This is a genomic window from Endozoicomonas arenosclerae (assembly GCF_001562015.1).
Classification (GTDB): domain Bacteria; phylum Pseudomonadota; class Gammaproteobacteria; order Pseudomonadales; family Endozoicomonadaceae; genus Endozoicomonas_A; species Endozoicomonas_A arenosclerae.
This window is the reverse complement of record NZ_LASA01000080.1, coordinates 13,618-28,111: the sequence shown is the minus strand read 5'-3', so window position 1 is coordinate 28,111 and position 14,494 is coordinate 13,618. Positions and strand designations below refer to the sequence as shown.

Genomic DNA, 14,494 nt, shown 5'->3' with positions numbered 1-14,494 from the left:
CAGGATTCATGAAAGTCGGATGAATCCACAATTTCAGATTAGCAGTGGCTTTAAGGGGAGTTTTGCATTCTGGCGACTTGAAAATACAGCTCGTCAATGAGCCACTCAATCGTCTTCCAGCAGTCCATCAAGAATAAAGAATTCACCCTGATCCCGTTTTCTTAGCTCATCAAGAATTTTATGGTAAACCCTTGATAGTTCTATGATTTCATTCTCATCGAGAGAAGGTTTGCCGAGTATTTTACACGCTAGCTTTTCAAGACTTCTAAATGACAATTCTGTCAATTGAATGTCACTCAGAAAAGGATCGAAAGACTCCGGAGGAAACAACGCTGAATCTTTTGCTGCCAACTTGATGACAGGCATCCTCAGCTCTGACGAACACTCTAAGAGCAACGCTTGATTGGCTTCACCCACCTGACAACGATTTAGCAGCCCCATGGCCAGATGTACAATGGGCCTATCAGTCCATTCCGGCTCCAGACCTGCTGCACAGTTTTGCGCCAGCCTTTCGCCAATGGAATGGACTCTCAAGGCCAGTTTGTTTAGCCATTCCGTATCGCCTTTGGACAATCTGTCTTCATCAAGCCCGGCATCTATGATCCATTGTCTGTTACCTTCAGAATCAGAGAGATATTTTTGTACAATTTCCGACCACTGCTCGAAGGAGCAGGCTCTGTGATTGGTAAGATGTCTTCGTAATCTCAGGCTTCTTTCCAGCCCCTCGACCCTGGCATGTTGTACGACCGTTGAATAGTAACGAAAGAGTATTTCTTTAAGATTTGAAGACTCAAGGTTTAACAATGCGTTCAATCTTGTCCAGAATGTTTCATGGCTTTCATTCGTATGCAGCCAGTGCAGCACTTTCTGAATATCAATCAGTCTCGGACTCTCTTTATGCTCTTTCGATAGATCCTGATGAAGCCTTTCAAGCTCATTTTGAACTCCTTGCTTACAGGTTTCCGGATCAGTCACTCGATACGCATACAGAGTCCGAACCCTTAATCTCGCCTTTCGCGCCGCTTCAAAGCCATCTCCAATCTGGTCCAGAATGGGTTCATCAAATGCCACCCTGTCACCTTTCAACTCATATAATCGAGCCTTCATTTGCCTTAAAGTATCAACACGCTCTTCAATGCTGGATTCCAGATCCTCCAGTGTTTCCGAAACAGACTGGCTATTCGCTATTGATTTCAGGCTGCTATTTATCGCGGCAATCTGGACAGTCATTGCTTCAAGTGACAAGGGTTGGGGCGAATAAAAGGACAAACGTTCTTTGACCCTTTCATTTTTACCCTCATCCACCAGCAAACTGTGCCTTTCTTCCAGCTGAACAACTTCTTTTTCCTGCTCAGAATGCAGACCTTGTGATGACACGGAACGTCTTCTGGCCTCACTTAAATCAGACTGTGTTCGATCCGCCTCCTGTTTCACTGAAGAACGGATCTGATCTACATAACGATCAACATCGGTCCCCAGCCATGGAGTAAAAGACTCTGGAGGTACCCTGCTCTGAAAATGTCTGACAAATGATTCTTTCGCCTGAGTTCGTGCTTTTTGTCTGGTCCAGGGTCCCAGGCGGGTTTTAAGTGCGGAACTTAGCATCTCTGCTTCCTCCCCCCTAAGAGGAGGTGGATTCCTCTCTGTTTTATGATGTCTTTTCGGGACTGGAGGTGGCGGGCTCTGCTGTTTAACCGGTTTATGCCCAGATACTGTCGTATTTATCGGAACAGGTTTTTTACTCGAATCCTCATTTCTTGCTAATACTGCACTTTTGCCAAGCTTTTGGCTCTGTGCCTGCAATGAAAATTCAGTCACTACTTCACCAGGTTCCCTGGAAGAATGGGGATTAAATGCCAGTGATTGACGAGCTTTTTTTTCTCGACGGCTTTTTGCTCTTTTGTCTTCAGTTGATCTCTGTTCTCTTAAGACTCTCTCAGACGCCAGGAGTGTCTCAGGGGGTGGGCCCATTACATCTCTGACACAAGGGGTAATGCAATGCATCGCCCCTTCCATGACTCCAATACAGCCTCTGACGGTAAGATCCCCTATCTTATCGACTACAGAGAGAGCACCCGCAAACAGATTCATGCCTGTCAGTATTACTCTTTGAAACTTTAACCAACAGCGGGATAACAACCCTATTTTGTGTTTATCATTTAAAACTCTTTCACGAATAGCATCCTGTACATCGTCAACCGTCACAATACGGGTCTCTGCCCGGATCAACTCCTCTAGGGCAAACTCCAAACCACCTACTTGATACCAGAGGGATGCGTTCCTTGAAACCAGATCATTAATGAGCGGCGTTAGCTGTGCATTATCAAAGCCTGGCCTTTTTAGTACTTCCTTGTAATTTTTCAAAGAAGCCCTTAAATCACTGACAGCCAATGCAGCCCCAAGCTGAGGCGCTTCTTCCAGTTTTGGAGGTATTAAATCCGGCTGATATTGCCTGCTCCTTCTAAGCGATGGATCAGAAGGGGAGCCAGCCAGCTGTTTGCCATAATTAGCTACTGCTGTCGTAAGAATGTTCAGCTTGGCCAGTAGCCTTTCAACACGAAGCAACATAAGTTGCTTATCTATTTCTCCATCCCCGGTAAACTGCTCATCCGATAACTGAATTTCATCTACTTGAAGGCTAATGCCTTCCATCAGGTGCTTAATATCCGCTACGGAAGCTACGACACGTTGATAAATGGATGTTTCTATTTTGTGGGGGTGAAGATTGGGGGGGATCAAGCCGGGAGCAGCCCCTGAACCAGAGACAGAATCATTAGATTGGGATGAAGGCTCTAACCCGCTCCGGGGTTGAAAGCCTCTGCCTGGTCGATCAGCATCCATGCTGTCCATATATTTAGACCTGAATTAAATCCGCTCATTCACAGCCAATACCTTATGGCTGTTGTGGCATTGCCTTGGTAGCCTCGTCCATAAACTCTATAAAGTAAGGCAATAGAGCCTTATTCACCTTTGCCAGCTTTTCGGTATCCAACCAGCCTGGACCATTGATACGCCTTTTCTCTTCAAGCTCTTTCCAACTTAAAGTGCAGGATCCAAGACTATTAAATGGCTTACTGCCTTTGTTACCAGGAATAACCCAGTCAAAGCGTACCTTGCCTACATAAGGTCTGATACTCTCATCCCTGACTGCTGGTGACTGTTTGGTTATCACTCTGGAATTTGAAGAATAGCGAGCATTTAACAAAGCATCAGAATTGAACAAATCACTGGAACCCATGACTAGATAGTTCAGAGATGAATGTGACTTGTACCAGCGTTTTAGACGACTCTCATCATAAATTGATTCGTCGCCGCCTAAACCGGCATAGGACATCCACTTCTTGAACTGACAGCTATCAATATCACGGGTCATGTTTTCTGGACAGGTGTGCTCAACACTGGATAGCAAGGTTTGATAGAACGTTAAACTGTCGCCTACTCCCCCCAGTGGAAATGTGCCTCTAAGTACCTTATAAAGCCTTGCACTGTTTTCAAGATCTGGCGACAAAGTCAGATCGTTACTCACTTTTATTACGGGTACCAGAAGCCCTTTCGGCTCGTCTTCCAACCGTTTCAGCAATTCATAAGAGAATGAGCACTGCCCTGTCAGGGTATTACCCTGATCCGGAAGCAATGTCTGCAAGGCAGGATTGGAATGTTCGAGCTGCCACTGATGAAAAAAAGTCCAGTCTGATGGCTGAAACGCTCTTGATCTGGATTCTTCTGGTTGGCTGCTACCAAACCAGTCAAGCATTGAGCAGGAAGACGTCATCATTGCGACAGCAACTATCAGACATAACCGCCCTGTTATGTGAAAACAGCCCATAATCAGCTCAAACTCCGAGAAGAATTATTGTTCTTAATGTAGCCAGTTTAAACTGGTTGTATGTTTTTCATCGTATGAAAGGTTGTTTATGGCCAACCGGATGGCGGTTGCCACCCGGTTACAGGGATTATTCCAGGCCAAGACCTTCTTTGGGAGGTTGAGTCAGATCTCTGACAGTATCTTCCAACTGTTGCAGTTTGCGATTGACCTGAACCCTGAATGAGTCGACAGCTTTAACCGCTTGCTGCTGATCCTCAACTTTCCCGGTCAGTTCGGTTTGCAGCTTTTTCTGATCAGCCACCAGCTTCTTCATTTCAGCCACCTGCTTGTCGAACCTGGCCAGACTTTCGGTCATCTCGCCCTGGGCAGCCAACTGCTCTGTACTGATAGCCTTCATCAGCTGATCCATTTCCCGAATCCGCTTTTGCAGGCTGCTCAGCTGGCCTGATGCCTTATCCGCCGTTTTACCGGCTTCCTCTGCTTCTTTCAGGGCTTTGACCACATTATCCTTATTGATCAAAATCCACTGTCTGTTTCTCTTGTTTGCTACATCCCAAAGCTTACGAATCTCAGAATTCACCACTTTCAGTTCTGAACGAAGGGCTGATCCACTTTGATCCAGGTTCTCTCCAGTGGCTGTGACTTCTCCTGTCACCGAACTGAGCCTTTCCTGGGTAGATGCCAAAGCCTTACGTGTCTCAGCAAGCTCCTCCTGCATCAATTTGAACTGCCAGACTCCGCCAGCACCCAGAACAATGATCATGACCAGCAATAGCCAGGTCAGGCCGCTTCCACCTTTACCCGGGTTACTTCGGTCTGCTCCACCCTTTTTACCCGGGGGCGTTCCGCCAGTAGCTGCAGCTTTCCTGCGACCTGGACGCTCATCCGCTGCAATTGAGAAATCCGGTATATCGTTGATCGCCTTATCCTCTTCTCTCATGGGTTTCTCATCTGTATTAGTTCCACCATGGGCATTTGAGGCGCAATATTACTATGAAAAAGGCACCAGAATAAGAGTAATAACCTTGCAGACATCCACCTTCATACTAGATAGCACCAACGTCACAACATTAAATAGCCTCAAAAAATTCGGATCCGTGCTTTATTTTCAGTATTTTCATTCATTCAGGGGTTGAAGGTACGGTACTTGCCCCCACAATAGCCCTCACATAGATTCGTAACCGCACCAATGTTAATATCGTCGCGCGAGACGAATCAGGTCAAACAAGATCAAACCCCAAGTGGAGAATGACAACATGGCTTTTGAACTGCCTGCACTGCCTTATGCACGCGATGCACTGGCTCCTCACATTTCTGAAGAGACTCTGGACTACCACTACGGCAAGCATCACAAGACCTATGTTGACAAACTGAACGGTCTGGTTGCGGGTACCGAGCTGGAAAGCAAGAGTCTGGAAGAAATCATCAAGACTTCTGAAGGCGGCATCTTCAACAACGCTGCGCAAATCTGGAACCACACTTTCTACTGGAACTGCCTGAGCCCTAACGGTGGTGGTGCTCCAGCCGGTGAACTGGCTGACGCGATCAACAAGGCTTTCGGTTCTTTCGAAGAGTTCGTTGCAGCATTCAACGACAAAGCTGTTAACAACTTCGGTTCTTCCTGGACCTGGCTGGTTAAAAACAGTGACGGTTCTGTAGAAATCGTTAACACCAGCAACGCTGGCACCCCTCTGACGACTGATCAGAAGCCTCTGCTGACCTGCGACCTGTGGGAACACGCTTACTACATTGACTACCGCAATGTACGTCCAGAATACCTGAAAAACTTCTGGGCGCTGGTTAACTGGGACTTTGCTGCTGCTAACTACGCGGGCTGAGTTTCAGACTAAATCTGGTTCCATACCGGAAACAAAAAACGGCATCTTAGGATGCCGTTTTTAATTCAAAGCTGTAAATAGAACCACTTTATAGAAAATTACTCTTAGCAATTTTAAACCAGCTTCACTATCGTACTTCACCGCATTTAAGAACATTTCGTCGAAAAAACAAAATCAAAAAACAGTTTTTATTTTGACCTTAAGGTCAAAATAAAAACGACACAACCAATTTAAAATCAAATTATTTTAACCATAAACAATTAGTCAACAATCCAAACTGAAACAAACAAGACATTATTCGTTCACAAAACTGTCTTTACAGATAAAAAAAATAGCTATAAAGTCAAAACAAAAAAAGGTTGATCAAGGTCACATAATCATAACAATTAAATTATAAAACCTTTCATAAGGAAGTGTCTTTTAACCTCCACCCTGTTTATGGCCAATGGACTACCAGAATAATCTGCGAGATCTTTTATGGATGCTAACGATGGATTTATTCGCCCTTATCAAAATCAATTGAGCGTCATGTATCGTTTAATTGATGGCGCTGTTATTTATTGCATGCTGGTTTTTATTTCCATATTTTTTGGACATCCAACCGGGCAGCAACATGCTATTGCCTTTCTGAGTATTGGTATTTTCTGGATTATTGCCGAGTCGCTCACCCTTTACCGTTCCTGGCGTGCCCATCAATTCAGTGAGCTGGTATTCCTGACTGTGTCTACATGGCTCATGACTTGTGCCTGTGTTTTCACCTTTGCTTATTTCTCTGATTCTTTAAACAACTTTCCCAAGCAGGCTATGGCTTACTGGTCCATCTGCTCACTGGGTATACTTATTTACTGGCGGCTTGCTTTTCGATTGTTATTACAGTTTCTCAGAAAAAGAAACTATAACACTCGCTCAGCAATCATTCTCTGTGCCACTGAAACTGGAAAACATCTTGCCAGAGAAATTAAGAAGCACAAGGAAACAGGCATTCGATTAATCGGTTTTTACGATGAAAGAAACCCATCTCGATTAGACGACGATATAGAATTAAAAGGTAATATTGATGACGCTGTAGAATTAGCTAAAAGTGGTAATGTGGATATCGTATACGTTACTCTTCCGATGAAAGCTGAAGAAAGAACTCATTCAATTGTTGATAAGTTATCAAACACAACAGCAAACGTGCATATCGTTCCTAATTTTCTTATTTACAACCTGTTGCATTCAAGGTGGCATTGCATAGGAAGTACATTCACTCTCAGCATTTATGATACACCAGCCTATGGCACCAATGCTTTTCTAAAACGGCTTGAAGATATTATCCTGGCGTCATTACTGTTGATGATCTGCTTGATTCCTATGCTATTAATCAGCCTGGTTATCAAACTCACCTCTCCAGGCCCCGTTCTTTTTATTCAGGACCGGCACGGACTAGATCGACGAAAAATAAAAGTATTCAAGTTCAGAACCATGAATGTCATGGAAAATGGCCCGGTGATTCGACAAGCGAATAAACAGGATAGTCGAGTCACCACTGTAGGTCGATTTCTACGCTCTACTTCACTTGATGAACTCCCCCAGTTGCTGAATGTTCTCGCTGGCAGTATGTCACTCGTTGGCCCTCGCCCCCATGCAGTGGCCCATAACGAAGAGTACGGAAGCATGATCAAGAGCTATATGCTCAGGCACAAAGTCAAACCAGGACTGACAGGGTTAGCCCAGATAAATGGCTGGCGTGGTGAGACCGAAACCATTGAAAAGATGCAGGGACGGGTTCTCTGCGACTTGGAATATATCAATCACTGGTCACTCTGGCTCGACCTGAAAATTATTTTTCTGACCATCATCAGGGGCGCGTTCTTTCACAAGAATGCCTATTAGAACAATGTTCCCTGATTCAGGATCAACACTTTTGTCACAGCGGTGGCAGTGAATACTTGACCATTACAAGCTGTATGAACCCAGGAAGGCTCAATGCCCAGGCAACTGAACATAGCACTCATTGGATTGAGAGGAATCCCAGCCAACTATGGTGGATTCGAAACGTTTGCAGAAGAGATTGCCCCTCGGCTGGTAGACCGTGGAATAAAAGTAACCGTCTATGGACGAACCAATAATATTCAGTACAACTCACCTTTTTACAAAGGTGTGCATGTTCCCCTGCTGCCTACTATCCCCCACAAATATCTGGATACCGTCGCACATACGTTTTTGGCCACTTTACATGCCGCCATCTACAGAAAATTTGATGCGGTTCTGATCGTTAATGCAGCTAATGCTCCCTTCGCTTCTATCAGCCGAATGGGAGGAGCACAGGTCGCACTGAATGTAGACGGTATCGAACGCCTGAGAAAGAAATGGGGTAAAGCGGGAAAACTCTATTATCGACTAGGGGAATGGCTGGCTACCAAACTGCCACACGCCATCATCAGTGATGCCCACTCTATCTCTGATTACTATCAACAGGAATACAATGCCAGCAGTGAAATCATCGCCTATGGTGCCAATACAAATATAGAAGCACCCGGGCCTACTCTGGAAAAACTGGGTCTGCAGAAAGATGGTTACGTGCTTTATGTCACCCGTCTGGAGCCAGAAAACAATCCAGACAAAATCATTAGAGCTTATCAGCAAGTAAAAACCAATCTCCCTCTGGTGATCGTAGGTGACGCCCCATACAGCAGTGCCTATAAAGAACTGTTGTCTGAACTGGCCAGCAAGGATGATAGGGTTATCTTACCAGGCGCTATTTATGGTAATGGCTATCGTGAACTCATTTCCAATGCCTGCATATATGTTCAGGCTACTGAAGTGGGGGGAACCCATCCCGCACTGATTGAAGCCATGGCAGTGGGCAACTGTTTATTGGCCAATCATGTTCCTGAGCATGAAGAAGTTCTGGCAGGCAGTGGAATGCTCTATAGAAAAAATGACATAGAACATTTGGCCGAATGTCTAAATGCACTCCTCGCAGATGAGGGCAAACGATCAGAGCTATCTGAAAAAGCACGGAACCGGATTAAGAGTGATTATGACTGGAATGCCGTGACTGACCGATATGTTGATCTATTTACCCGCCTGACCGAAAAGAAAAAGCTTTCCGAGGCTACTGCTCAGCAAACCGCTAAAACAAAGGGCACAGGTAGTTAATGGATAAAACGCCCTTTAGCTGTCAGGCTCTGTATATCCTCGCTGGAAGGTTAGCACTGCCAGTAGGAGCCTTTCTTTTACTCGTCATTCTGGGTCAGGTATCTGACAAGATTCTCGGCGAATATGCACTGGTCACTACTTATTATTTTGTGCTCCAGACTCTGCCTTTAATGGGTCTGATGCCATTCTATATGCGGGAAGTGGCCCGACAGCCTGAAAAAGCCGGTTCCTATTATGTGTCTGTCGCATTGATGGTTTTGGCCTGCTGTGCTCTGATTAATGTCGTTCTCTGGCAAGCTTTAAAATATACGGCCTATTCAGCTGAAGTAGTGAACGCCATAGCCCTATCTGGACTGGCCATTATTCCAGGCATTCTGGCCTTTCTGGGTGAAATCACCCTGACATCCCTGCACCGGAGTAGACCGGTAGCCTATATCGCTATTATTGAGAATGTCCTCAGGCTGACTGCCAGCATTGCTTTAGTCCTCAACGACCACGGTATTGAATCATTGATAGTCGTTTTACTGGCTACCCGAACCATTTCATTTCTTCTTTACCTGGTCGCGCTGAAAAGAGTCACTGTCAACTTTTCAATCTTCAAGGCAGATCGCAATTTTATTGGCAAGGCACGCTCTGTTCTGCCTGTTTTTCTACTCAATACCGTGCTGGCACTGCTGCTTTCCAGGCTGGACTTCATCATTCTTTCACTGTTTGAAGAAATCAGTACCATTGGCTTTTATGCCATTGGCTACCGGCTCTTTGAAATTGCCTCGATTGCCATCAGTGCCATACTTTCAGCCATTTATCCGACTCTGTCACGAGCCTGGCATGTTAACCCTGCTCAGTTCAGGTGGCGTGTGCGCACCTTTCTGCCAGGCTTTTTCTTTTTCTCAATCTTTATAGCCCTGACAGGTTTCAGCTTCGCCGAGACTTACGTTGCCCTGTTGTTCCCCAACCAGTTTCCTCACCCGGTCTTCGTCTCTCAGCTTTTCCTGCTACTGATCATGGTTCATAGCATTGACTGCACCTTGTCACAAATACTCAATGCCATGAACCTTCAACGCCGTGACACCCTGACACTCTCTCTGAGCACACCTTTGTACCTGGCCTTGCTCTACCTGTTAGTACCGACCATGAGTATGAATGGTGCCTTTATAGCCACTGCATTAACGCTGAGTTTCCAGATGATGATCCGCTACCTCTTTGTTCGCAGGACTGCACCGTCTTTATTTTCAATGCAGGAAGCAGGTTTAGTGTCAGTTCTGCTAATTACTCTATTTCTGTTAGCCCTGGAACTGACAGAGTCCAGCTTGATAGAAAAACTCACATTTACTCTGTTGGCTACGATCACAGTCTGGGTAATCATGAGCAAGGCCGGATTATTAAAACCTTTCCATACCCTGGCCCTATTTTATAGTCGCAAAGCCAAAGCTCATGATGATGTAAACTCCCGGAAAACTCTGTTCCATTGCTTAGCCTTCGACTTTCTCCGCTATCAAAGCTGGCAAAAAAGAAAATTCAGGGATCAGCCCCGAATCAGTAACTTTAGTTTTCACGCTGTTTTTCTGCTCAGACTCAGTCGCTACTTACTTTTAAAAAACTGTCATCGTCTATCTCGGCTGACCTGGCAGCTGAATACTGTGATCACCAAATCCGATATACGTCCTTGCGCCCAGATTGGCCCGGGACTGGTGCTGGATGCTCCCACTGCCGTAGGTATTTCTGGAAAAGTAGGCCACAGCGCCTCGCTCCTGGCCCACACAGCCCTGGGCAGAACGGGTAACAAGGATGTTGGTTTTGGGCTTGGACAACCGGTAGCAGGTCACAATCTGCTGTTAAAACAGCGAGCCTATCTCCTGGGGGGCCTGCTGATACCCAACAGAACTTCAATCAAACCCCACGTCCAGATAGACAAGCCCCGGCTGTTAAAAGGGGGAATGGATGACTAATTGGAAAGCACTGCGTCTGCTAGTTCGCTCAGATATGGATAGATTAAATGAAATGCTGGACCAGCCTCCTAAAATGAACTTTTTCAGAAAGCTGAGCCTTCTATCAAGCCCGGGAGTACTGGCTCTCTATTTCTATAGAGTTTCACACTTCCATTTTATGAGAGATCGATACACCCTGGCTCGATTTTTTTATCGCTTGAATCTGTTCATAACCGGTGCTGATATCCATCCTCGCAGCCAGATAGGGGCATCCTGCCTGCTGGTGCACAGCATTGGATTTATCTGTGATGGACAGATAGGCCGCAATGCCACCATTTTCGGTCACTGCATTGTCCAGCCGGACTTTAAAGACAACACCTGGAGTACAGCGCCGATAATAGGCGACAACTGTACTTTGGGATTGCAAACCTCTGTGCTGGGCGCCGTTTCCATAGCCAGTAATGTCACTCTGGCACCTTTTACCCTGGCCCGGGAATCCATTCGGGAAGAAAGTGTTACCGCTGCTCCCAATCAGAATGATGGCTTCAAACTAGTCAAAGTGCGGGGGGTGAAGGCATGAACTGGCATTTCCCGACCTGCTTTTCAAAATCGATAATCGTCTTTTTTAGCCTGATTCTTTGTGGTTGCCAGACATTCTCCAAAATTCCTGTTTACAACTCAGAAAAGGATGAGAGTGTTGTCCCTCCTACTGAACCGCTTGATACTTCTGAGTACAAATTCAGTGAGATTCCCATCGATAAACCCGGTGTTGGTGGGGCTTTACGTTTTCGAATGCAGGACAGAATCAAGCTGTCGGTCTGGGGTTACCCGGAGCTTGATCATGTCGCTGAGGTTCAGGCCAATGGCAAAGCCACCTTTCCCCTGGTAGGTGAAGTCAATGTAGCGGGTCAAACAGCAGGCGTTGTAAGGGGGGAGGTTCGAAAAAAACTTCAGGAGCTCAGTCAACCAGAAAGCCCGGAATTGAGATTTGGCGACATTGTTAACCTTTTTGTCTGGCAACATGAAGAACTTGCCTACTCTGCTGCCGTACAACCCGATGGGTCGATTACCCTGCCTTTGGTGGGTCCATTAAAAGTAACCGGCAAACCTTTATCAGAACTCAATACAGAACTGAACAAGCGACTGGCAGAACATATAACAAACCCCAGAGGCTGGCTGATTCCCGAAGTCCAGGCCAGAAAAGTCGTTCAGGATCCGGTGGTTTCCATTCTTCCCGTCAAACTGACAGAGCGACAAGCCACTGTTATTGGAGAAGTGTTTGTACAAGGTCAACAGTCTCTTAAACCTGATATGAGAGTGTTGGACCTATTGGCTAATGCCAGGATGAAAAATGATGCCTCGCTGGACAATGTCATCGTTATAAGAAACTACAACAGTGCCGAACCCCAATACCGCAAATGCGAGCTGGGCAAGTATCTCAAAGGACAGGCACCTATGCAGAATATCTATATCAGGGAAGGAGACCTGGTTCTGGTACCAAAAACCACCATTGCCCAGGTGGGCTACTTCATCGAAGTGTTCTTTACCCGTACCAAGCCCGTGTTTGACTGGTATCTGGCAGGGCAGCAGGCTGCCAATTACAACAGTATCAGACAACTGACCAATTCAGTTAACCGGGCAGCCAAGGAAGCCTTTGAACTCAACACTGCCAATCCAACAATACCTTAAGGCAGATAAAGTATGACTGGAAATGAAGCACTGCAATTTACACCACCCACTTCCCGCGAGCTGCTGACGATTCTATTCGAGCAGAAAACAGGAATGATTGTGCTGTTTTTCTCAACATTACTCTTCGCGTCGCTGATCGTATTTTTTCTGCTGTCACCGAAATACGAATCCAAGGCCATTCTTCTGGTCAACAGTACTGAGGTGACTCAACCCATAGTCAATGGTCCACCGAAAAGTGATTTTGAGAAAGTGACCAACTTCCACACCCAGAAAGACATTATAGAGAGTATTCGTCTCGCAGCGGCTGTTGTTGAAGACATTAATCTCGACGAAACACGGGCTCTGGGCAACATCGAGAAAATCAAGATCTCTCTGAAAGGTTTCAAAGCTCAGTTGGGAGAACTCTTGGGAATTGAACGCTGGACAAAACCTTGGGACCCAGAGGGTGCCGCCATTGCCGCGATCAATAAAAACCTGAAGGTGACCACCTCTCCTGAAAGCAAGGCGATAAAAATTGCTTACCGGGCCTATGCTCCCCAGGAAGCGGCAGAGACACTGGATGCTCTGATCAAGCATTACAAAACCTATTACTACGACCAGATCAGCCTGGAAGCCAGTGGCATTATCAATTATCTGAAGAGCAGGGAAGAAGAATCCAGGCAACAGCTACTGGAGAGTGAAACAGCCATCCTGCTGTTTAAAAGAGAAGTCCCTGCAACCCTTGAAAACTATGAAGGGCTGAAATACAGCACGGTCAGTATTACTGACAGTGCTGCTGTTCAGGATGAATTCAAACTCTACATTCTGCAACTGGAGGAAGAACTCAGACAATTACGTCAGAAAGTTCCGGAGAGTGACCCCAGGGTCGAGGCTCTGAAAGACAAGCTGGCGTCATTCATCACTGCAGTCAATGAACTTCCGGGAAGAGATATGGAGCTCCAGCGACTGAAGCGCCTTAAGAAGCTGGCTCAGGAAAAGTATCTGTTGCTGGCCAGAAATCTGGAGCAGGCAAAATTAATTGCCCAGGGCCAGGCCAACAACCTCGGACTGATCAGTATTTTGGAAGAGCCCGCAGTGGACGATGCCCCGGTGTCTCCCAAAAAGCGTCTGATCCTGATTCTTGCCATCTTTATGGGTACTGCCCTGGCATTGGCCTGGGCTTACCTGGTGCACTTTCTTGATAGCACGATTCGCAGGCCAGAGGATATGACCGATACTCCATCACTCAGTTACCTGGGATCATTTGCAGAGGTAAAAGCCTAATGGATTCAGGCCTGAAATCTCTTTTTAAATCGAGATCAACTACACAACAATCGCCTCTTAACAAACAGGATCAGATCCACTCAATTGACCCTGACTATCAGGGAGTACTCGACTCCCCTGCTGCCCGCGAAATATTCCGTTCATTGGACAATGCATTTTATATTCGTTTCAGCCACCAGCCGTTTAGTCTGGTGCTTTCCAGTCCGGATCGTCAGGCGGGTAAAACAGTGATGAGTCTGTTATTGGCCATTGGATCGGCACGCCAGACTCAGCCATCTGAACGAGAAATGTCTTCTGATGCTTCCGAAGAATATACCCCAGTTTCAAAGAAACCCGGCAGCCGAACACTTCTGATTGACTGCACAAGAAGCTTTGATTCAATCAAGGCTCTGGGCATCAGCCCCACTAACGGCTTTGCACTCAGCGATCATGAGCCCCGCCACACCGCCGAGTTTTGCCTGCAATCAACCGGTATTCCTGGCCTGGATATCTGTCAGGTATTTTCGCCCGACGACGACTACAAAACTCTGCCTATTGAACACCTGGAAAAGCTCCAGAAGGTAACTTCGGAGCACTATCAGCGAATATTCATAGACAGTGAACCGGCCTGTAAGAGCAGGGACTATCTGGTCCTGGCCAGTATTTTCAATCACCTGCTGCTGGTAACCCGATATAAAAAGACCCGCAGGCAACAACTGACGGCGCAGGTCGCCTCTCTGGAGGCCATCCCCTGTGAGCTTATTGGCAGCATTATCAATAAAAGACAATTTGTCCTGCCTCGCTGGCTGTATGGAGGAGCCTGAGTT

At 46.3% G+C, this 14,494-nt stretch carries 11 protein-coding genes; 8 read left to right on the top strand and 3 right to left on the bottom strand.

Features of this window, described 5'->3' with window-relative positions:
* Nucleotides 1-105: 105 nt before the first annotated feature.
* The 3 genes from WG89_RS12265 to WG89_RS12255 form a co-directional block, all read right to left on the bottom strand.
* Nucleotides 106-2,850, bottom strand: coding sequence for a hypothetical protein (locus WG89_RS12265; protein ID WP_062266336.1), 2,745 nt, complete (start codon nucleotides 2,848-2,850; stop codon nucleotides 106-108).
* A gap of 43 nt (nucleotides 2,851-2,893) precedes the next feature.
* Entirely contained in the window at nucleotides 2,894-3,775 is an 882-nt protein-coding gene (locus WG89_RS12260; protein WP_153301560.1) for a hypothetical protein, read from the bottom strand.
* A gap of 178 nt (nucleotides 3,776-3,953) precedes the next feature.
* A complete protein-coding gene (locus WG89_RS12255) occupies nucleotides 3,954-4,766 on the bottom strand; it encodes a hypothetical protein (RefSeq protein ID WP_062266330.1) in 813 nt (270 codons plus the stop codon).
* A 316-nt stretch (nucleotides 4,767-5,082) separates the two neighbouring features.
* Here WG89_RS12255 and sodB point away from each other — a divergent pair, with 316 nt between their 5' ends.
* From sodB to WG89_RS12215, 8 genes are all read left to right on the top strand, one after another.
* The gene (gene sodB / locus WG89_RS12250) at nucleotides 5,083-5,664 is read left to right on the top strand and encodes a superoxide dismutase [Fe] (protein WP_062266327.1); all 582 of its coding nucleotides are present in this window, start codon (nucleotides 5,083-5,085) and stop codon (nucleotides 5,662-5,664) included.
* Nucleotides 5,665-6,141: 477 nt separating this feature from the next.
* Nucleotides 6,142-7,539: an undecaprenyl-phosphate glucose phosphotransferase gene (locus WG89_RS12245; RefSeq protein WP_062266324.1), complete on the top strand. Its 1,398-nt coding sequence runs from the start codon at nucleotides 6,142-6,144 to the stop codon at nucleotides 7,537-7,539.
* Between the two features lie 93 nt (nucleotides 7,540-7,632).
* Complete coding sequence (locus WG89_RS12240; RefSeq protein ID WP_216638478.1) at nucleotides 7,633-8,808, top strand: glycosyltransferase; 1,176 nt, start codon at nucleotides 7,633-7,635, stop codon at nucleotides 8,806-8,808.
* Nucleotides 8,808-10,757 (top strand): oligosaccharide flippase family protein, encoded by a 1,950-nt coding sequence (locus WG89_RS12235; RefSeq protein WP_062266322.1) that lies wholly within the window; start codon nucleotides 8,808-8,810, stop codon nucleotides 10,755-10,757. Before WG89_RS12240 ends, WG89_RS12235 begins: the two co-directional genes overlap by 1 nt.
* Nucleotides 10,750-11,316 (top strand): serine O-acetyltransferase, encoded by a 567-nt coding sequence (locus WG89_RS12230; protein WP_062266319.1) that lies wholly within the window; start codon nucleotides 10,750-10,752, stop codon nucleotides 11,314-11,316. Before WG89_RS12235 ends, WG89_RS12230 begins: the two co-directional genes overlap by 8 nt.
* Nucleotides 11,313-12,425 (top strand): polysaccharide biosynthesis/export family protein, encoded by a 1,113-nt coding sequence (locus WG89_RS12225; RefSeq protein WP_062266316.1) that lies wholly within the window; start codon nucleotides 11,313-11,315, stop codon nucleotides 12,423-12,425. The genes WG89_RS12230 and WG89_RS12225 overlap by 4 nt, the downstream gene beginning before the upstream one ends.
* Before the next feature lie 12 nt (nucleotides 12,426-12,437).
* Nucleotides 12,438-13,688, top strand: a complete 1,251-nt coding sequence (locus WG89_RS12220; RefSeq protein ID WP_062266313.1) for a GumC family protein — start codon at nucleotides 12,438-12,440, stop codon at nucleotides 13,686-13,688.
* Nucleotides 13,688-14,491 (top strand): P-loop NTPase family protein, encoded by an 804-nt coding sequence (locus WG89_RS12215; RefSeq protein ID WP_062266310.1) that lies wholly within the window; start codon nucleotides 13,688-13,690, stop codon nucleotides 14,489-14,491. The genes WG89_RS12220 and WG89_RS12215 overlap by 1 nt, the downstream gene beginning before the upstream one ends.
* The last annotated feature ends 3 nt before the right edge of the window (nucleotides 14,492-14,494 follow it).